The organism is Bacillus sp. SYZHCR11, from assembly GCF_057196865.1.
Genome location: NZ_JBXUND010000002.1, coordinates 888,542 through 907,374 on the forward strand (window position 1 = coordinate 888,542; position 18,833 = coordinate 907,374).

At 48.0% G+C, this 18,833-nt stretch carries 17 protein-coding genes; 2 read left to right on the forward strand and 15 right to left on the reverse strand.

Annotated elements, in window-relative coordinates; translation table 11 throughout:
- Window positions 1–158 precede the first annotated feature (158 nt).
- A complete protein-coding gene (locus AC2CGA_RS11205) occupies window positions 159–1,139 on the forward strand; it encodes an aldo/keto reductase (protein WP_139885504.1) in 981 nt (326 codons plus the stop codon).
- Window positions 1,140–1,168: 29 nt separating this feature from the next.
- On the opposite strand, the gene AC2CGA_RS11210 is transcribed toward AC2CGA_RS11205, so the two are convergent.
- The 6 genes from AC2CGA_RS11210 to AC2CGA_RS11235 form a co-directional block, all read right to left on the reverse strand.
- Entirely contained in the window at window positions 1,169–1,642 is a 474-nt protein-coding gene (locus AC2CGA_RS11210) for a GNAT family N-acetyltransferase (RefSeq protein ID WP_072588337.1), read from the reverse strand.
- A 37-nt stretch (window positions 1,643–1,679) separates the two neighbouring features.
- Window positions 1,680–1,814 carry a hypothetical protein gene (locus AC2CGA_RS11215; RefSeq protein ID WP_007407881.1) on the reverse strand — a complete coding sequence of 45 codons (135 nt, stop codon included), beginning with the start codon at window positions 1,812–1,814 and terminating at the stop codon, window positions 1,680–1,682.
- The gene (locus AC2CGA_RS11220) at window positions 1,801–2,916 is read right to left on the reverse strand and encodes a response regulator aspartate phosphatase (protein WP_024086023.1); all 1,116 of its coding nucleotides are present in this window, start codon (window positions 2,914–2,916) and stop codon (window positions 1,801–1,803) included. The genes AC2CGA_RS11215 and AC2CGA_RS11220 overlap by 14 nt, the downstream gene beginning before the upstream one ends.
- Window positions 2,917–3,047: 131 nt before the next feature.
- On the reverse strand, window positions 3,048–3,938 hold the full coding sequence (gene rocF, locus AC2CGA_RS11225; RefSeq protein ID WP_058906479.1) for an arginase: 891 nt from the start codon (window positions 3,936–3,938) through the stop codon (window positions 3,048–3,050).
- 73 nt (window positions 3,939–4,011) lie between these two features.
- Entirely contained in the window at window positions 4,012–5,412 is a 1,401-nt protein-coding gene (locus tag AC2CGA_RS11230) for an amino acid permease (protein ID WP_004393132.1), read from the reverse strand.
- Window positions 5,413–5,635: 223 nt separating this feature from the next.
- Window positions 5,636–6,841: an ornithine--oxo-acid transaminase gene (locus AC2CGA_RS11235; RefSeq protein WP_004393130.1), complete on the reverse strand. Its 1,206-nt coding sequence runs from the start codon at window positions 6,839–6,841 to the stop codon at window positions 5,636–5,638.
- A 207-nt stretch (window positions 6,842–7,048) separates the two neighbouring features.
- On the opposite strand from AC2CGA_RS11235, the gene AC2CGA_RS11240 reads away from it, so the two are divergent.
- The gene (locus tag AC2CGA_RS11240) at window positions 7,049–8,464 is read left to right on the forward strand and encodes a sigma-54 interaction domain-containing protein (RefSeq protein ID WP_046341460.1); all 1,416 of its coding nucleotides are present in this window, start codon (window positions 7,049–7,051) and stop codon (window positions 8,462–8,464) included.
- 41 nt (window positions 8,465–8,505) lie between these two features.
- Here AC2CGA_RS11240 and AC2CGA_RS11245 read toward each other — a convergent pair whose 3' ends face one another.
- The 9 genes from AC2CGA_RS11245 to AC2CGA_RS11285 all read right to left on the reverse strand — a co-directional run bounded on the left by AC2CGA_RS11245 (window position 8,506) and on the right by AC2CGA_RS11285 (window position 18,830).
- The gene (locus tag AC2CGA_RS11245; RefSeq protein WP_004393125.1) at window positions 8,506–9,225 is read right to left on the reverse strand and encodes a cupin-like domain-containing protein; all 720 of its coding nucleotides are present in this window, start codon (window positions 9,223–9,225) and stop codon (window positions 8,506–8,508) included.
- Window positions 9,226–9,238: 13 nt separating this feature from the next.
- The gene (locus AC2CGA_RS11250) at window positions 9,239–10,864 is read right to left on the reverse strand and encodes an ABC-F family ATP-binding cassette domain-containing protein (protein WP_014306160.1); all 1,626 of its coding nucleotides are present in this window, start codon (window positions 10,862–10,864) and stop codon (window positions 9,239–9,241) included.
- Between the two features lie 27 nt (window positions 10,865–10,891).
- Complete coding sequence (locus tag AC2CGA_RS11255; RefSeq protein WP_014306161.1) at window positions 10,892–12,082, reverse strand: MFS transporter; 1,191 nt, start codon at window positions 12,080–12,082, stop codon at window positions 10,892–10,894.
- Between the two features lie 18 nt (window positions 12,083–12,100).
- A complete protein-coding gene (locus tag AC2CGA_RS11260) occupies window positions 12,101–13,423 on the reverse strand; it encodes a periplasmic substrate-binding domain-containing protein (protein ID WP_139885505.1) in 1,323 nt (440 codons plus the stop codon).
- Entirely contained in the window at window positions 13,420–14,427 is a 1,008-nt protein-coding gene (locus tag AC2CGA_RS11265) for a ThiF family adenylyltransferase (protein ID WP_484480195.1), read from the reverse strand. Before AC2CGA_RS11265 ends, AC2CGA_RS11260 begins: the two co-directional genes overlap by 4 nt.
- Before the next feature lie 231 nt (window positions 14,428–14,658).
- Window positions 14,659–16,077, reverse strand: a complete 1,419-nt coding sequence (locus AC2CGA_RS11270; RefSeq protein WP_230639699.1) for a sensor histidine kinase — start codon at window positions 16,075–16,077, stop codon at window positions 14,659–14,661.
- Window positions 16,074–16,286, reverse strand: a complete 213-nt coding sequence (locus AC2CGA_RS11275) for a winged helix-turn-helix domain-containing protein (RefSeq protein ID WP_004393115.1) — start codon at window positions 16,284–16,286, stop codon at window positions 16,074–16,076. The genes AC2CGA_RS11270 and AC2CGA_RS11275 overlap by 4 nt, the downstream gene beginning before the upstream one ends.
- Before the next feature lie 466 nt (window positions 16,287–16,752).
- Window positions 16,753–17,949, reverse strand: a complete 1,197-nt coding sequence (locus tag AC2CGA_RS11280) for a S1C family serine protease (RefSeq protein WP_015387437.1) — start codon at window positions 17,947–17,949, stop codon at window positions 16,753–16,755.
- A gap of 86 nt (window positions 17,950–18,035) precedes the next feature.
- Entirely contained in the window at window positions 18,036–18,830 is a 795-nt protein-coding gene (locus AC2CGA_RS11285; RefSeq protein ID WP_004393110.1) for an MBL fold metallo-hydrolase, read from the reverse strand.
- Between the last annotated feature and the right edge of the window lie 3 nt (window positions 18,831–18,833).

The following is an 18,833-nucleotide window of genomic DNA, read 5'->3' on the forward strand; positions in this document are numbered from 1 at the left end:
GTTAATTTTTCCACGTTTTCATTATATGACGAAATTGTGATAAAAAAATATACAATTTACAGATTCTTAAAAATTTTATAACAATATGTAAATCATATACATAAATCATTTTCAAATATCAGGAAATCTGGTTATCATACAAGAAAGGGGGAGGACATATGAAGGACAGAACGATCGGTTCGATGCGGGTTTCCGCAATGGGATTAGGGTGCATGGGCATGTCGGAATACTATGGCAGCCAGAGTGAGGAAGAGTCGATTTCCACACTGCATCATGCCGTTCATCTCGGCGTGAATTTGTTTGATACGGCTGATCAATATGGATTGGGTGCGAATGAAGAACTTGTCGGCAGAGCGCTTGCCCCATTCAGAAAGGAACTGTGCCTCGCGACGAAATTCGGTTATGTCCGAAGCGAAAAGGGTGAGTTTATCGAAATTAACGGACGGCCCGATTATGTGAAAAAAGCGTGTGATGCCAGTCTGAAACGCCTTGGGACGGATTATATCGACCTTTATTATCTGCACCGGGTTGATCCGCGGGTGCCGATTGAAGAAACTGTCGGCGCCATGAAGGAGCTGATTGACGAAGGAAAAGTGAGGTATATCGGATTGTCAGAGGCTTCCGCAGAAACGATCAGGCGCGCCGTCCGCATTCACCCGATTGCCGCGCTTCAATCGGAATATTCTTTATGGAGCAGGGAAGCAGAGGAGCATGTGCTGCCCGCCTGCCGTGAGCTCGGCATCTCATTTGTGCCTTACAGTCCGCTCGGCAGAGGTTTTCTTTCCGGAAAGATGACGTCGACAGATCAGCTGGATGCCGATGATTACAGAAGAAGAACGCCGAGATTCCAGGGAGACAATTTGGCGGTGAATATAGGGCTCGTCCAAAAATTTACCGCCATTGCCCGGGAAATGAATATCACCGCGCCCCAGCTTGCGCTCGCATGGGTTCTCGCAAACGGCGATGACCTCATTCCGATTCCGGGTACAAAAAAGAAACACTACTTGGAAGAGAACCTCGCCGCTCTCGACATTGTGCTTCCAGAGGATGTGAAGGCGCGGTTGGATGAGATGTTTCCGATCGGCACGGCGGCCGGCGAGCGTTACCCGGAACAAATGATGACATTGTTAGATGAATAACAAAAGAGGCCCATCGTGCGGGCCTCTTTTCATGACAGCTTTTTGCTCATAATGACATCCGTCTCCAGGAATCCCGTCTTCTCATACAGCTTCCGCGCCGTTTCGTTATGAGCGAACACATGGAGAGAAATCTTGCGGACACCCAGGTCTTTGGCTTTGTCCTCCAGCCTTGCGAGCGCCTCTTTTGCATAGCCTTTGCCGCGGAAAGGCGGATGAAGGCCGAAATCATAAATAAATGCGTCCTGCTGCGGGTGATCCGGATCGGCGTGCAGCCACAGCCAGCCGGCATTTTCCTTTCCGTCCAATGTCAGCGTCCATAAATAGTGATCGGCTGTCTTCATGCCGTCTGGAAGCAGGTCTTCAAACGCCAGCTCCGCTAATTCCGGCGCTTCGTCAGGCAGCCACGTTCCCGCTTTTACCTTTTCTTCAGCGTAATGCTTGGTTGAATGAGCGAGATAGGACTGAAACTCTTGTCCTGTCATCGGCTGCAGCGTGATAGCCATTGAATCACTCCTTACACGAAAGCGGTATCATGCAGTATTATCCGAAGGCTCCGTTTTCCGCCGGTTTTATGATTTGTTCGGCTTGTGCCGTTGAACCAGTTTGTGCAAATAATCCAATCGAAATGAGACTTGCCAAGGCTGCTGAGAGTACAATGAATTTACATGTTTTCATTACGAATCCCCTCCGTTAATCTCAAAATTTGGTCATTGGCATCAATTGATTCCTGAAAATACTTCGCCGCCGGTTTGTATTTCTCCTGTTTTTTAAAATGCGCCGCGGCCTGATATGACAAATCGGAAACGTCACTCCACAGCTCTTTCCTTCTTAACTCGGCGAAAGCTGATTCAAGCGCTTCTTCATTGCGGTCAATAAAGACATGCTGTAAAATGCGCAGCTTTTGGGTGTATACAGGCTCGTTTTTTTCTTCAGCGGCATTCAGCGCTTTATGCAGCCAAAACCGGCCCTCATCCGTCTTTTCCTGCTTCAATAACACTCTGGCCAGCATGTACAGACTCCGCACCGAATACGCTGATCGCAAATGCTCCTTTTGATCAAGAGCCGTTTCAAACTCGACCCGCGCCTCTTCCAGTTTTTCCTGTCTTTCATAGCAAATGCCTGCGTTAAAGTGGGCGAGCGCTTCAATATGCGGATCGCCCGCTTTGGCGGCTTGATGAACCGCCGTCTGCAGGAGCTCTTCGGCTTTCTGATAGTGGAACAAGTCCATTCTGTTACAGCCGATCACCATTAAACACTGTGCTTCTCTGACCGCGTACATTTCATTGGCTTTGTAGATCTCCAACGCTTTTTCCGCGTGGTTCATCGCAAAGTAGTTTTGGCGGATTTCATAGTAGGCAATCGCCACTTGATAATTAAACTCGGCTCTTTCAATCTCATTCGGTATGTGCCGGAGCCTGCTTTCAGCAATCCGGTAAAAATTAATGGCGTTCATAAACCGTTTACGGTAAAACTCGTGCATTCCGGAAAAGAAATAATAATAGTATTGAATCATCTGGTCTGTTTTTTCTTTATCGGCGTTCAGCTGGATCGTTTTTAAAATGCCGTCTGTTTTCTCATACTCTTCCATTAAAAGCTTATAGCGGGAATCAATTAAATTAAAATAAAGGAGCACCGTTTGATTTTGTGTCATATTTTGCAGATCCGTAAGCAGTTGTTCTCTTAACGCCTCAGCCGATTCAGTGTTGTGCTTTTTGATTTCCTCATACCAGTCACTGATTTTTTTCGCAACTGTTTCGTGGGCCATCACTTCAGCCATCTGTCAGGACACCTCCCTTTCCCATTTTGTGTAATAAATATATCATATTTACAGGTCCAAAAAGAGGGTGACAGCCCGCTAGTTTCCTCGTGGCAACAAAAAAAACCTCCGCAGGTGCGGAGGCGCATATTTTATAATAGTTTTTTTCCTAACAAAGATTCCACCAGCTCGACCGCTGTTTTGCCGGTTTTGTTTTTGTGATCGAGGATCGGGTTGACTTCGACAAATTCAGCTGAAGTGATGATGTCGGCATCATACAGCATTTCCATTGCCAAATGGCTTTCACGGTAGCTGATGCCGCCGACGACAGGCGTGCCTACGCCGGGTGCGTCGCTCGGATCAAGGCCGTCTAGATCAAGGCTGAGGTGAACGCCGTCACAGTCTGACAGGTAGTCAATGGTTTCTTCAATGACCTTTGTCATGCCGAGGCGGTCAATCTCATGCATCGTATAGACTTTCATGCCTGTTTCCTTAATGTATTCACGCTCGCCTTCATCAAGCGATCTCGCGCCGATGATGACGACGTTCTCCGGCTTGATTTTCGGGGCATACCCGCCCAGATTCACCAGCGTGTCGTGCCCGACGCCGAGGCTGACGGCCAGCGGCATTCCGTGAATATTGCCTGACGGCGATGTTTCCAGGGTGTTTAAGTCGCCGTGCGCGTCGTACCAGATGACGCCGAGCTGTTTATAGTGCTTTGCCGTTCCTGTCAGCGTTCCGATCGCGATGCTGTGATCGCCGCCCAAGACGAGAGGGAACCGCTCATTCTTAATGACGCTGTCCACCTTTTGGGCGAGCTGCTCGTTCCCCGAGAGCACAGAGTTCAAATTTTTCAGCTCTTCATCATGTTTGAGTTTTTCACGATTGACGGGGATGTCGCCTAAGTCTTCCACCGCATACCCCATGTCAGATAACCGTTCAATGAGATGCGCGTAGCGGATGGCGCTCGGGCCCATGTCCACTCCGCGTCGTGCTTGTCCTAAATCCATCGGCATTCCAATAACTGAGATATTCTTGTTCATCCGTTTTTCCACCTCAACATGTTGTATGTTGTCCTGTGCGGGTTTCTCAAAGATGACTTGGACACGAAAAGATTTAAAGCTCTATCTGTTTTTCTGACTGCTTATGCTTTTTTACATACAGATGATAGACGATAACGCACACCGCCATGAACGGGATGCCGCAATAAAGGGCGAGCCGCTGTTCTGAATCAAATGCGAGACTGATCAGAACGACCGTATTTAACGTCAGCCCGATAATAGGCAGCACCGGGTACAGCGGTGTTTTAAACTTCAGGTCTTCCACTTTGCCGCCTTCGCGGATGTATTTCCGTCTGAACATCAGCTGTGACAGGGAAATCGTGATCCAGCCGACCTGCGCGCTTAGTCCGGCTAATGATAAGAGAAACATATAAACGGTTTCCGGCGCTGCCACTTTAGACAGCAGGGACAGGCAGGCGACGGCCAGCGTCACGATCAGAGCGTTCATCGGCACGCCGCGTTTAGTTGTTTTGCCGAGTGATTTAAAGGCTTGTCCTTCGTTCGCCATGGCATATAGGATACGCGTCGATGCAAACAGGCCTGAGTTGGCCACTGAGAGCAGCGCAATTAAGATAACAAAGTTCATAATATCGGCCGCATATGGAATACCGATTTGTTCAAACACCACGACAAACGGGCTTTCCACCACTCCCGCCTGCTTCCACGGAATCATGCCGGCAATGACGATGATGGAGAGAACGAAAAAGACAAGCGTTCTCCATACCGTCTGCCGGATAGAGCGCGGAATCGTTTTCTCGGGATTTTCACTTTCTCCCGCGGCAACCCCGATCAGCTCCGTTCCCTGGAACGCGAAGTTTACGGTAATCATCGTAATAAGCATAGCCTTAATGCCGTTCGGAAACAATCCATCCTCATAAAAATGAGAGAAGAAAGGAGCCTGCTCGCCGTGTTTCATGTCGATCAGGCCGAACATGGCGGCGCCGCCCAAAATAATAAACAGCAGAATGACTAAAATTTTAATGCCGGAAAACCAAAATTCCGACTCAGCGAACGCTTTTGTGGTAATCGCGTTCAAAAGAAACATCAGTCCGACAAACACGAGGCACCACACCCATACGGGAACATGCGGAAACCAGCGGAGCATCAATTGTCCCGCAGATAAAAACTCAATGGCGCATGTCACCGCCCAGCCGAGCCAGTACAGCCAGCCGAATGCGAAACCGAAAGCGGGGCTGATGAATTTGGTTGCGTACGTCTGAAACGACCCTGATACGGGAAGGGCAACCGCAAGCTCGCCTAAGCAGAGCATTGTCAAAAACATAATAAAACCGCCGACCAGATAAGACAGAACCGCGCCCAGCGGTCCCGCCTGGTTAATTGTAAATCCGGTACTCAGGAAAAACCCGGTGCCGATCACTCCGCCTAATGAAATCATAAACAAATGGCGCGATTTCATTGTGCGCTGAAGCTGATTCTCTTTTTGATTTGTATTCACTATTCTGCACCCCTTCAGCAACTTGTATTGGAACCAAGCCGGTGCTTTGAAACCGATTTGCTGTCCAAAGAGCCTCTATTTGTATATGAATGTTATATGAAATTCATTTTCGTACATAAAGATACATTATACTAAAATACTGTCTCCGCGCAAATAGAGTGTGCTGAATTTTTTATTTGTAAATTCCATACAAGCCGAGGGAAAGCATTGCCGCATCAAGGTTTTACGCGTTTTGAAGCACGTTTGTGATCTTTTGGATCGCCCAGTCCAAGTCTTCCTTGGAAATCATTAACGGCGGTGCAAAACGGATCACGGTATCATGTGTTTCTTTGCATAAAAGCCCTTCGCCTTTCAGCTTTTCACAGTACGGACGGGCCGCTTCTGTCAGTTCAACACCGATAAACAGGCCGCGTCCGCGCACGTCTTTTATGATCGGGTTATCAATTTTCTCAAGCTCTTCTTTAAAATACCGGCCAAGCTGAAGGGAACGCTCTGCCAGCCCTTCTTCCTCAAGGACTTCAAGAGATGCGAGCGATACCGCGCAAGCGAGCGGGTTTCCGCCGAATGTCGAGCCGTGGGAACCCGGGTTAAACACGCCGAGAATGTCACGGTTCGCCGCGATGCACGAAATCGGGAAGACGCCCCCGCCGAGCGCTTTGCCTAAGATAAACATATCCGGTACGATATTTTCCCAGTCAACCGCGAATGTTTTCCCTGTGCGGCCGAGTCCCGTCTGAATTTCATCAGCGATCAGAAGCACATTTTCTTCCTTACAAATAGCGGCCGCTTCTTGTAAAAATCCTTCCGGCGGAATGACGATGCCCGCTTCTCCCTGAATCGGTTCGAATAAGAAAGCGGCTGTGTTCGGCGTGATCGCCCGGCGCAGCGCTTCTGCGTCTCCGTATGGAATTAATTTTATACCCGGAAGCATAGGTCCGAAACCGCGTTTATACTCATCTTCTGAAGAAAGGGATACCGCAAGCATCGTTCTGCCGTGGAAGTTGCCGATACACGCAATGATTTCCGCCTGATTATCCGCTACTCCTTTGACCTCATATGCCCAGCGTCTCGCCGCTTTGACAGCGGATTCAACGGCTTCCGCCCCCGTATTCATCGGCAGAATCATATCTTTTCCGGTCAGCTTGGCTGTTTTCTCATAAAACGGGCCGAGCTGATCATTATGGAACGCGCGTGACGTCAGAGTGATTTTATCCGCCTGATCCTTCAGCGCCTGAATGATCTTCGGATGTCTGTGCCCCTGGTTCACCGCGGAATAAGCACTCAGCATATCCATATATTGATTGCCTTCAGGGTCTTTTACCCAAACACCCTGCGCTTCGGAAATAACAATCGGCAGAGGATGATAGTTGTTCGCGCCGTAATGTGAAGTTTGGCTGATAATTTCTTGAGATTTTGTGAAAGCTGACATAATCTGATTCCCCCTTGTTTTGTAATCATTCAACATTAGATCTTGCTTTCCCTTTTTATAAAGCAAGTTCCGTGCCAATCCGAAAAAACGGGATGTTTCGCCAGCATTCTTTCTTTTCCTGCAAAATATTCCGGCAGTTTGCGTGCAAACTTCAGCCAAGCGCAAAATTTTTTTGCGTTTCCTGTTCGATTTATTTTAAAATAATGAATGTTAAGACGATTGAGAGGGGGAATTGACCTGCACACAACCAGCGAATTTTACACACTCGTGTTACAAAGCATTCTGGAAGAGATTGATGTCGGGCTGCATGTGGTGGATGAGAAGGGCAGCACCGTCATTTACAATAAGAAAATGATGCAGATTGAAGATATGGATGAACGGGACGTCCTGCATAAAAACCTGACTGATGTATTTATGTTTTCCAATCAGCAGGACAGCACGCTCGTTCAGGCCCTTCAAGAAGGCAAAACGATTAAAAATGTAAAGCAGAGCTATTTCAATAACAAAGGCCAGGAAATCACGACGATCAACCACACCTTCCCGATTGTGCAAAACGGCGAGATCAAGGGCGCCGTGGAAATCGCCAAGGACGTCACCAAGCTCGAACGGCTGATCAGGGAGAACATGCACAGAAAAGAACAGAACAGCTACACGTTTGACAGCATTCTCGGCAACAGCCCGGTCATTCAGGAAGTCATCGAAAACGCGAAACGGGCAACCCGTACATCATCGTCCGTGCTTTTGGCCGGCGAGACGGGAACAGGCAAGGAGCTGTTCGCCCAAAGCATTCACAACGGCAGCCAGCGCTCAGGCGCCCCGTTCATCTCACAAAACTGCGCCGCCCTGCCGGACAGTCTGGTCGAAAGTATTTTATTCGGCACGAAAAAAGGCGCCTTTACCGGAGCCATCGACCAGCCCGGCTTATTTGAGCAGGCGCAGGGAGGCACCCTGCTCCTCGATGAGATCAACTCTCTCAATCTCAGCCTGCAGGCAAAACTGCTCCGCGCCCTTCAGGAAAAGAAAATCAGGCGCATCGGATCAGCTCAGGACAAACCGATTGACGTCCGTATCATCGCCACGATGAATGAAGACCCGATCACCGCCATTTCAGAAGAGCGGCTGCGCAAAGATTTATACTACCGCTTAAGCGTTGTCACGCTGATCATTCCCCCGCTCCGGGAGCGCAAGGAAGACATTCTGCCTCTGGCCGAAGTGTTTATTCAGAAAAACAACCACCTGTTTCAAATGCATGTCGATTCGATCAGTGACGATGTGCAGCAATTTTTCCTGGAGTATGACTGGCCGGGCAACATCCGCGAGCTTGAACATATGATTGAAGGCGCCATGAACTTTATGACGGATGAAACGACGATTACGGCGGCCCACCTGCCTTACCAATACCGGATGAAAATCAAACCCGCTGACACGGAAAGCAAAGCAGCCGCAAGCACCCAGCCCGGCACAGATTTAAAAGACAAAATGGAAAACTTCGAAAAATACATGATCGAAAAAACCCTGAGAAAACAAGGCAATAACATATCCAAAACGGCAAACGAGCTCGGAATCAGCAGGCAGAGCCTGCAATACCGCCTGAAAAAATTCGGTCTGGACCGGATGAAATGAATCCATACAAAAAAAGGCTGAGGTGCTCCTCAGCCTTTCGTTTATATCTGATTGGCAAGCCGCTCTCCGGTAAACCAAAAGTTCTCACTCACTGCCAATGTATGTTCCGTATTCTCGACTTGATGCCACCAATGGCGCGGCGCGTAAATGATTTCTCCCGCCTTTTGCCTGAAGCGGATCGGAGACGCCTTTTGCGCCAGCGGTTTTTGCTCTATATCTTTTTCATCAAAGACATTGATATTTCCTTCGTACAAATACGGAGAGTCGTCCGGATGATAGAAAATCCATTCCTTCTCCCCGAAAATGACGCCGTTCCACGCGTGCGTGCTGTTAAAATCCTGATGCAGCGGCGTGCCTGTCTGCTTAGAACCGAGAAAGAACCATTTCCAGTCCCGTCCCGTTTCTTCATCCGCTCTCAATGTGTCTTTTGTAAAATACTCGGGTGCGGAATAGACAAGGTCTAAGTCATTTTGGTTCAGCTGCGTAAAATTCCAGTCACAGTACCATTTGTCATCATTCTGATCAATGTACTCGATATAGTTGGAAAGCTTTACTTGTTTAAACGTTTTGACCCCTTCGATATCTGATTTCCGGATGGTGACCATTCTGTCTCCATAGTGTTCGTCAATGTATTCAAGCGTCCACGGCCTGCATTCCCAGTGATCCATTGCCCCCGTCAAAATAAAAGGTTTCTTATCAGCATACTCGCTTACAAAAAGATCGTACGATAACTCATTGATTGTCAGTCTGTCAATGGTCATATCCATTCCCCTTTTATTCGGCAATCTGCCGTTTTTTTTGTTTGGCGTAACTGTATGGACCTGAAAAGATGGTGACGTTTTGATTCTCAAGCCAGAAAATCTTGTTGAACTTCTCCAGCAGGTTTCTGTCGTGAGAAACGCAGATGATGGTGCCTTGAAACTGCATCAGGCTGTTTTCGAGAATTTCCTGAGATTCAATATCCAAGTGGTTGGTCGGCTCATCCAGGATCAGGACATTCAGCTTTTTTTCCATTAAGATGGACAGCTTCAGCCTGATTCTCTCACCGCCCGACAGGACGGAAAGTTTTTTAAAGACCGACGACCCGTAAAATCCGTACTTGGCCAGCATATTCCGGGCCATGCCCTCTTCAGTCAGCAGATTTTCTTTAAAGAATTGCAGAATCGTCTGACTCGAATCTCCGACGTGGCTCTTTTGATCAATGTAGCCTATTTTAAGATTTTCCCCCACTTTAATGGTGCCGTCCGACAGTTCTCTTTCCCCGATGATGCAGCGGATCAGCGTTGTTTTGCCGACGCCGTTTCTGCCGACGATGCCGATTCTGTCTTTATGCTTTATACGCAGATTCACATTTTGATATAAAAGGGAAGATCCGTTGGCCACCTTTCCGTTTTCAATGAACACAATATCTTTTGAACCGGCGCCCGCTTCCTGAAATGCGTTTTTTAATTTTTGCTCCGTCCGGACCGGCTTATTGATCAGCTCGATCCTTTTCAGCGCCTTTTCCATATTATTCGCGCGTCTGTGCAGCCCGACAGACGGCGGATTTGAGCGGTTGGCCCAATCTCTCAGCTGGGCGATGGATTCCTTCATCTTCTGTATTTTTCTCTGCTGTTCTTCATATTTCTCAAACTGGGCGATGATGAATTCTTCCCGCTTTTTCAGGTATTCGCTGAAACCGTAAGGCCAAATCTTCACCTCGGTATCGTCAATCTCGAGCACTTTCATCGCCGTCTGGTCGGCAAACGTTTTATCGTGGGTCGTAAACAGAATGGTTTTGTTCGATTTTTTAATAAACCCTTCAAGCCACTCAATCGCATGAACATCCAAATGGTTGGTCGGCTCGTCCAGCAGTATAATGTCGTCGTTGCGGATTAAAATTTCGGCAAGGCCGGCTTTTGTTTTTTCGCCGCCGCTCAGCTTTGAAAACGGCTGATCCTTTAATTCGCTGAGGCTGAGCCCGTTGCATACCTCGTCAATCATCGCATGCATCTGGTAGCCGTTGTTCCGCTCAAATGTTTCCGTGTATTGACTGTACTTTTCCAATAAAGCAGTCAGCTCGTCATCACCCATCGGTTCCGAAAGCTTCAGCTCAATGGCCTTCATTTCCTTCTGGATCGCCGCGAGAGCTTCAAACGATTTTTCCAGATATTGATACAACGTCAGATCCTCATGGGGATCAGCGATCTGCTTCAGCAAACCGACCTTCGCCCCTTTGTTGATCGCAATCGTTCCTTCATCCGCCTCAAGCTCCCCTGAAAGCACCCTGAACAGCGTGCTTTTGCCGGAACCGTTCGGCCCGGCCACAAGCACTTTTTCGCCTTCATTGATGAAGAAAGAAACTTGTTTGAAAATGGTATCTCCCGCTAAATTTACCGTAAGATTATGAATATTCAGCAACTCACATCATCCCTTTGTCATTCTGGTTCAAAGCTCGACTTTATTCTGGATGGCGACGCTCGCTTTCAGTTTGTAAAAGCTGAGCATCATAAACAGCGACAATAAGATGGATAATACCCCGATTGCGGTCAGCAGCAAAGCTGAATCAAAATAGTCCGTTAAGAATCCGATAAACGGAAAGGCAATGAACATGAAGAGCGAGGTCATCAAACTGATAATGGACAGCAGCGTGGCTCTCGTTCTGGACGGAATCTCATTATTCACCACCTGACTGGATACGGGTTCTATCACATCATAGAGCGCGTTGATGACAACAAAAGCTGCAATCGTCACGTACAGACTGCCCGAAGGTATAAACAGATAGGCCGCCCCGATAATGCAGAATGTCAGCAGAAGCACGCGCCTCGGCGTGAATTTTTCCGCCGGCTTTGAAGAAAAGATGGAGCACAGCGCCTGCAAGATGGACAGCCCCGCAAAAATAATGGATATATTGCGCACGGACAGCCCTTCCTGACTTAACAGATCTTGTCCGTACATATAAAAAACCGATGTAATCGCAAAGAAAACGGAGAGTGACAGCACCAAATATTTAAAGGCTTTGTTCAGCCTGAAGAAATCTTTGACTTCTTTTAAGATGTCCCCGACCGTCTGCGTTTCGTGTTCACTGTTTTCAAATTTGATTTCCGTCAGCTGTGTAATGACCGCCATCGCAATCAGCTGGGTCACAATCCCGGCGATAAACACATACGACCATGATATTTCCTGCAAGTAGCCGCCGATGCCCATGGCGATCGCAAGACCGAGTATGACAAGTCCGTTATAATTTCCGATGGATTTGCCGTACCACTTTTCTTTCCCTTGTTCTTTCAGTGAATCAAACAAAAAGGCGTGATCCGTTCCTGATATAAACGTCAGCCCGATACCGTATATAATATGAGCGATGAAGAGGGCGATGAAGTTATGAAAGCTCAGGAACATCACCAAATAGACAATGACCATAAAATGACCGAGCAAGAGCGATTTTTTTCTCCCGATTCTGTCCGAGATGACGCCGCTCGGCACTTCCGCCAGAAACATCGCCAAATTCAGGACCGATTGCAGGATGCCCACTAGAAACAATGAATAATTCATGCTTGTTAAATATAAAATCCAAATTCCCCGTTCGAAAAAGAAGTTTCCGAAAAAACCGGAGAAGTAAAGCAAATTTCGATTCCGCAAATGAATACCCCTTTCCAGCTATCTGCATTTAACATCATGAACAGAAAGGAGCCCGTCAGTCTTTACACTAAAACCCTCTATACATGGATCTTGCAGATACAGACTTTTCCCAAAACAAATTGGGCAATAATGAGTTGTATTCTCGAATAACCCAAAAAGTTCCTTCTTTTTTTCAGATCCTATGGCATCAATGATCGTTTTTTTCTTCCCCGGATCGCTGATGTCGCGAATGAAATATTTGATATAGCTCAGCTCATGCATGTAAGCCGGCAGGAACAAATGGAGCTCAATATCAAACCCGCTTTTATCCATATGGTAATAATCATTGAAATGACTGACGCGGGAGACGGATACGTCCGCTCCGGCCCTCCGAAACAATTCAGTCAGCCTTTCAATGATCTCTCCGTTGGGATAATAATCGGCATAAACAATTCGGATCGGCTCTCCTTTTGTCAAAAGGGGCGGATCTTTCTGCGGTGTCCGCCCGCTTTCCCATATACCGATCAGTGAATCAGTCGGTGTGATGATATGCCCCAAATCCCCGGCCAGCTTTTGTTTATCAAAATAATGCTGAATGAAAGTTCTCAGCATGCCGTCCTTTACCTTGAAGGTAAATAACATCGGCAAATGATTTTCTTTAAAATCAGCATACTGCCGATACCTCATGTTGGAATGATGAAACTGGGTGTGGCAGGTCACATCGGTCTGATTCGCTTCGTACAGCCAGATGCTTTTTTCCAGATCATCATTCAAAATAAATTGGATGATCTGAACGGTGCGGTGATCCGCGGGCGTCATTTTATATTGCGGATTCCGCTCAAATTCCAGTCCCTTCTCAAACGTACGCTTGAATCGGTACGGGCCATTTTCCGGCACATCGCCCCCGGCGGTCGCCGGAATCAGAAAGCTGCTCTGCAAAACGGCTTCTATTTCATCAGACGGCTCGTCCAAGGTGACTTCAAAGCGTTTTTCGCCCGTTACGTTCACCCCGAGCTGATCGGATGAGACGAGGCCTTTTACATACGGAACGGCCTGTTTTATGTTCAGGAAACTGCCGAGATGGGGACTTTGGTTTTCTTTTGTCAGATGATAGATGATCGTTTGAACCACACCCTCGGCGTCACCTAAATAGTCCGGGTGAATGTCCACCTGACAGGTGCGGCGATCTTTGCGGATGATTCGGCAGTTATAGCCGTCCTGCAGGCTTTCATACATAATGCTGCAAATCATCTTGCTTGTGTAATCCTGCGTATCTAATGGGTTCAAGCGTATCGGGCTTGTGTCGATTTCTATTTTCAGAGGGTCGCCCGGTTTTCTCGCCGTACGATGCATCGTCTTCATAAAGCGCTTTCCTTTTGAGAAAGCTTCGTTTCTGTAATATGAAGTCCGTCAAAGTCCAGGCCGATGCGGGTATTCAGGGATTTCGGGCTTCCGCCTGCAAGGTATGTGATAATGTCATGAGACATAAACGAGGATATAATACCGTTTGTCGCTCCTAACGAACCTTTGATCGGTTCATCGGGGTAACAGTTCAGAAGTCCGGCCGGCTTGTTTTTTTCATAGGTGACGCCGGATTGATAGGATTCAGGCGTGAGCAGAGGCCCCCATTGGCCGCTGAAGCTGCCGACACCCCCGGTCATAAACGCGATATTCCGCTCCTTACAATACTGATAAACCCATTCAGAAATGTTATGGGGTTTGTCAGCGGCATTTATGACGATATCAATTTCGTACGGATCTAACACACGCAGGTCCTGCGGCTGTGTCATTTCCTGATGGTAAAGTGCTGCGTCCGCATGGGGATTGATACCCGCGATATAATCTCTGCATTCTGAGATCTTTAATTTGCCTACAGAAGATTGAGTATAGACGAATTGTCTGTTCAGGTTATGTACTGATACGGCATCGAAATCAATGAGAATAAAATGCTGCATGCCCGCCGCCAAAAGGTTTTGAAGAATGATCGTTCCGACGCCCCCCAGACCCACGATCGCTGCCCTGCTGCCGTCTAATCTGTTTTGGATCAGATTGGGGTTTTGGTTGTATTTCTCAAAATGGTACAGCTGCTTTTCAGTGATGCAGCCTTCACGGCCGTTTTGCCATGGCTCTATTAAAGCATCCAATTTCATTAACGCATCGAAAAACTGGTTTCCCGCTTCCTCTCCCAGAAGATCAGAAAGCTCTTGTTTTTCACAGCCGGTGATCAGCCGTTCAACCGCCTCTTTGATCTCACTCGTATGCGCAAGCTTAATCGCCTTTCGATATTGAATGATAATATGCCCCGTGTAGGTCAGCACCTGCACGCTGTCTTTAAACTTCCAGCGCTTACAGTCCGTTGACATCATGACATACCCCCTGAAAGATAATAACTCCCCAATAAGGGGAGTCACGGCTTTACTAGCAGCGATGCACCAAGCTTGCTGTTTCTGTATCAAGATCAAGTTCTTCAATCTTCATCAGTACACACCCCCTTTACCAATAACTAGATATTATCATCAATATTGGAAAAGGACAAGTTATTTTTTGAAAATTTAGAATTTATATATAAATTGTGATATTTCTTCCGCTATCCCGGTTTACCCCGGCAGCCGGATGATGAACACGGAGCCTTTTCCCTGCTCACTTTTCACTTCAATTGTTCCGTTATGGCTGTCGATAATGGTTTTTGTAATGGCAAGACCCAGCCCCGCGCCGCCGGATTGACGGGATCGGGAGGTTTCCGTCCTGTAAAACCGGTCAAACACATGAGGCACATGCTCCGGAGCGATTCCCGTTCCGTTATCCGCAATCATAAGCATGATTCCTCCGTCTTCCTGCAGGGAGACGGTGATGACACCCGTGTCTTCATCCGTATGCTGCACCGCATTGTAAAAGAGATTGAGAATGGCCTGCTTCATTTTGTCTTTGTCAAAAACAGCTTCTATCTTTTGATCAACAAAGAACTCGAGTTTCCGGTTTCTCGCGAGCAGCTTCAGCTCAGCCTCCATTTCCAAAATGACGCCTCCCAATGCCCCTTTTTTCATTTCAAAGCTCGGCTCCCGGTCAATCTTCGCGAGAAACAAAAGATCCTCTATCAGCTTATTCGCCCTGACGGATTCCGCGTACATGCTTTGAAGCGCTTTTTCTTTCTGCTCCGGCTTTTCCGCCGCTCCGCGCATTAAAATTTCGATAAAGCCGTGAATGGAGGTAAGCGGCGTTCTCAGCTCATGTGATGCGTCTGATACAAACTGCCGGATGCGCTCCTTCGCTTCTTTTTCCGCCTGAAACGCGGTTTCAATCCGTTCCAGCATCTGATTGATGGAGATGCCCAATGACTCAATTTCGGCCTGCTTCCTATCAATCGGCAGCCGTTTATCGAGACTGCCGGCATGAATGTCACCCATCATATGCACAATGCGGGACAGCGGCTTGAGTGTGAGCCGGATCACCGGCAAAAAAACAAACAGTCCGATAACCAAAGCCGCAAAGGAAAGTATCGCGAAAATGCTGATCTGGCGGAAAAGCGAATCATTCAGAGGCTGGGTCAGCGTGCTCATCTGTACAACTCCCGCCTGCCTTCCGTCAACGGAAATCGCCTGAAACACGACGATGATTTCCTCACCCGCCTTATTGTGAGCCACCTGATAGTGAAGCGCCATTGTATCTGTCAGCGCATCCCGATACACGTTTTTCGGGAAAGAAGGAGCGGCTCCCGCGTGCGGGTCTTCTGATAAAACTGACATCTTGTATGATTGATTGATAAAAGCAACCGTCACCCCGGGATAAATCACATTCGGATGAGCCGGTGTTTCGGAACGGGCAGGGGTTTTGATTGACCTCCATACGCTTTGATCCATTGAATTGATATCACTCTGAATGCTGATCGCCTGATTTTCATACATCGTCCGTCTCATAAACATGTACTGTGTACCGCCGATGAAACATAACAGCAAGGTCAAAATTGCCAGTGACCTGAACAGGAGCTGGAACCGCAGGGTTCTGTACAGCCGTTTCATGCCAGGTCCACCCTGTACCCGGCGCCCCGAACCGTGCGAATCACCTTGTGTTCTTTGTCCTTCAGCTTTTCTCGCAAAGAACGGATGTATGCCTCGACGATATTGTCTTCCCCGAGAACCGTTCCGTGATGAAGCCCCATCGTTAAAGAATCAATGAGTGCAGACTCGCCGTCTGCACTCAGCAGCTTGATGCCTTTCAACTTATTCATGATGCAGTCTCTCCTTAGATGTATCAGCCTGTGTTTATTTTTTTCGCTTCCCCTTCTATTATTCGCTTTTATCTGAATCAAAACGGAAGCTAAGCTGAATTGGTGAAAGTAAACGCTGAAAACGGAGCCATCTGCAAATAAGCTGCCGGCAGTTTCATCTGCCGCTATTCAGCAGCACCAGTCTGTTTCAATCACAAAGTTCTGTTGTGACCCGCGTTCAGTTCTTTATATGGCTTCTGAAAAAAGGCATAAAAAAAGCGCCCCTGAAAAAGGACGTTTAATATGTCATGTTTCATTTTCTTAAATTCTGCATTCTAAGATAATTCTTCCTTCACATTCACCCTCGATTTCATTCAATACGATGATCACATCAGCCGTTTTCATGTGTTTCACCTCCCTGCTTCACAATAGTATAATATTAACAAATAAATCAATAAAAAACAGCCCGGATGTCCGGGCTGCTTTTTTATTTCTGTAATCGATCCGCTTCTGTCAGTTTGACTTCCGCTGTTTTTTTCTTTCCCGAACGGTAGAACGTGATGTTCACACGGTCGCCGATCTTTTTGCGATACAGGCGCTCACGGAGATCCACAACGTCATTGACCTTATGTCCGTCGAACCCGGTAATCACGTCGAGCTTTTTCAAACCCGCTTTTCCGGCCGGTGAAAACGCGTCGACACCCATAATGACCGCCCCGGTTTTAACGCCTTTCGGAAGTTTCAGCGTCTGGCTCCAATGGTAGCTCGCAATATCCGTTAAGGATTTCATCTCAATACCGAGGAAAGGCCGTCGGACTTCTCCGTATTTTTCTAAATCCTGAATAACGGGAATGACAAGCTTTGACGGGATGGACAGGCCGATTCCTTCAACGGCGGATTCAGCGATCTTCATTGAGTTGATGCCGACCACCTTGCCCGAAATATCCATCAAAGCGCCGCCGCTGTTGCCGGGATTAATCGCAGCGTCGGTCTGCAGCACTTCCGCATTCCAATCCGGATGTCCGTCGCCGTTTGAGTCAACGGGCACCGCTCTTTCCGTGCCTGAAATGATCCCCTGTGTCACTGATCCCGCAAATTCAAGTCCGAGCGGATTTCCGATCGCAATGACCGGTTCTCCGACTTTGACTTGATCAGAATTGCCGAACTGGGCGGCCGATTTGATTTTATCAGACTTCACCTTCAGTACCGCGAGATCCATCAGACGGTCGCTCCCGATCAGCTCAGCAGGCACGCGCGAACCATCCTTCAGGCTGATCTCAATCTCAGTCGCACCTTCAATGACATGGTGATTGGTTACGATATAAGAAGTGTTTCCGTTCTTTTTGTAAATGACGCCCGACCCGCTTCCCGCTTCGCCGCCCTCTCCCCAAATATCAGTCTTTTGGATATTGAGAACGCCGACTACCGAATCCGATACACGGCTGACCATATTCGTGACAGCGTCATTGACATTTACGTTGACTGTTTTCACCTGTTCGCTGCCGAGACGCCGGCTGGTGCTTTTGCTGCTGTCTCCATGGTCTCCGCCTGTCCAGTACGGCATCAGGAAAGCCATGAGCGCGGCCCCGACGATGACGCCGATCAGACTTGATAGAAAGTATCCCCTCTTGCTGCGGCGGGGCTGTTCGGAGGCGTACTGTTCATCATCGCGATTATAATCCACCCTATCTCAAATCCTTTCAAGAGTACTCGATTTGCTTATAGTGTGGGTCAGATCGCGGATTAATAATCATGATTCATTTGGAAAAATTACACGGCGCACAGCGGCGTCGGAATTTTCGGATCGGTATCAAATAACTGAAACGTTTCCCCGGCGACAAATCCTTTCGCAGCCAATGTCTGCTGCACGGACATTCTCGCCAGTTCCTTCATATTGTTGTCTTGGCTCAGATGCGCCAAATAGATGCGCGATGTGCCGTCGCCGATGACATCAGTCATGGCGAGCGCCGCATCTTCATTCGAGACGTGGCCGACATCGCTTAAAATCCGCCGCTTAATGCTCCAAGGGTATCTGCCCATTTGCAGCATGCCGACGTCATGGTTGCTTTCAAACACAAACACATTGGCCGAACGGATGATGCCTTTCATTCTGTCGCTCACATATCCGGTGTCCGTCATCAGCGCGAGCTTTCTGCCTTGGTAGTGGAAAACATAAAACATCGGCTCGGCCGCGTCATGAGAGACGCCGAATGACTCAACATCAAGCCCGCCGAAAGATTTTACGCTTTCCATCGGGAACAAAAACTTTTGTCCGGTATCCAGCTTGCCGATCTGATTCTCCATCGCTTTCCACGTCTTTTCATTGGCGTAGACGGGTAGACCGTACTTTCTCGCAATGACGCCGAGCCCTTTAATATGGTCGCTGTGCTCGTGAGTGACAAAGATGCCGTCGACGTCGTCTATCTTGCGGCCGATTCTCTCCATCAGCCCGTCCATCGCTTTACCGCTCAGGCCGGCATCCACCAGAAAAGAATGCTCCTCTGTCTCCAGATAAAACGCGTTTCCGGTACTCCCGCTCGCAAGCACGCTAAATTGCAAGCCCATTGT

Bases quoted from the DNA above. Each gene is read 5' to 3' on its own strand.
- AC2CGA_RS11205 (WP_139885504.1), top strand. From the start codon at position 159: ATGAAGGACAGAACGATCGGTTCGATGCGGGTTTCCGCAATGGGATTA.
- AC2CGA_RS11210 (WP_072588337.1), bottom strand. From the start codon at position 1,642: ATGGCTATCACGCTGCAGCCGATGACAGGACAAGAGTTTCAGTCCTAT.
- AC2CGA_RS11215 (WP_007407881.1), bottom strand. From the start codon at position 1,814: ATGAAAACATGTAAATTCATTGTACTCTCAGCAGCCTTGGCAAGTCTC.
- AC2CGA_RS11220 (WP_024086023.1), bottom strand. From the start codon at position 2,916: ATGGCTGAAGTGATGGCCCACGAAACAGTTGCGAAAAAAATCAGTGAC.
- rocF (WP_058906479.1), bottom strand. From the start codon at position 3,938: ATGAACAAGAATATCTCAGTTATTGGAATGCCGATGGATTTAGGACAA.
- AC2CGA_RS11235 (WP_004393130.1), bottom strand. From the start codon at position 6,841: ATGTCAGCTTTCACAAAATCTCAAGAAATTATCAGCCAAACTTCACAT.
- AC2CGA_RS11240 (WP_046341460.1), top strand. From the start codon at position 7,049: ATGTTAAGACGATTGAGAGGGGGAATTGACCTGCACACAACCAGCGAA.
- AC2CGA_RS11245 (WP_004393125.1), bottom strand. From the start codon at position 9,225: ATGACCATTGACAGACTGACAATCAATGAGTTATCGTACGATCTTTTT.
- AC2CGA_RS11260 (WP_139885505.1), bottom strand. From the start codon at position 13,423: ATGAAGACGATGCATCGTACGGCGAGAAAACCGGGCGACCCTCTGAAA.
- AC2CGA_RS11265 (WP_484480195.1), bottom strand. From the start codon at position 14,427: ATGATGTCAACGGACTGTAAGCGCTGGAAGTTTAAAGACAGCGTGCAG.
- AC2CGA_RS11270 (WP_230639699.1), bottom strand. From the start codon at position 16,077: ATGAAACGGCTGTACAGAACCCTGCGGTTCCAGCTCCTGTTCAGGTCA.
- AC2CGA_RS11275 (WP_004393115.1), bottom strand. From the start codon at position 16,286: ATGAATAAGTTGAAAGGCATCAAGCTGCTGAGTGCAGACGGCGAGTCT.
- AC2CGA_RS11285 (WP_004393110.1), bottom strand. From the start codon at position 18,830: ATGGGCTTGCAATTTAGCGTGCTTGCGAGCGGGAGTACCGGAAACGCG.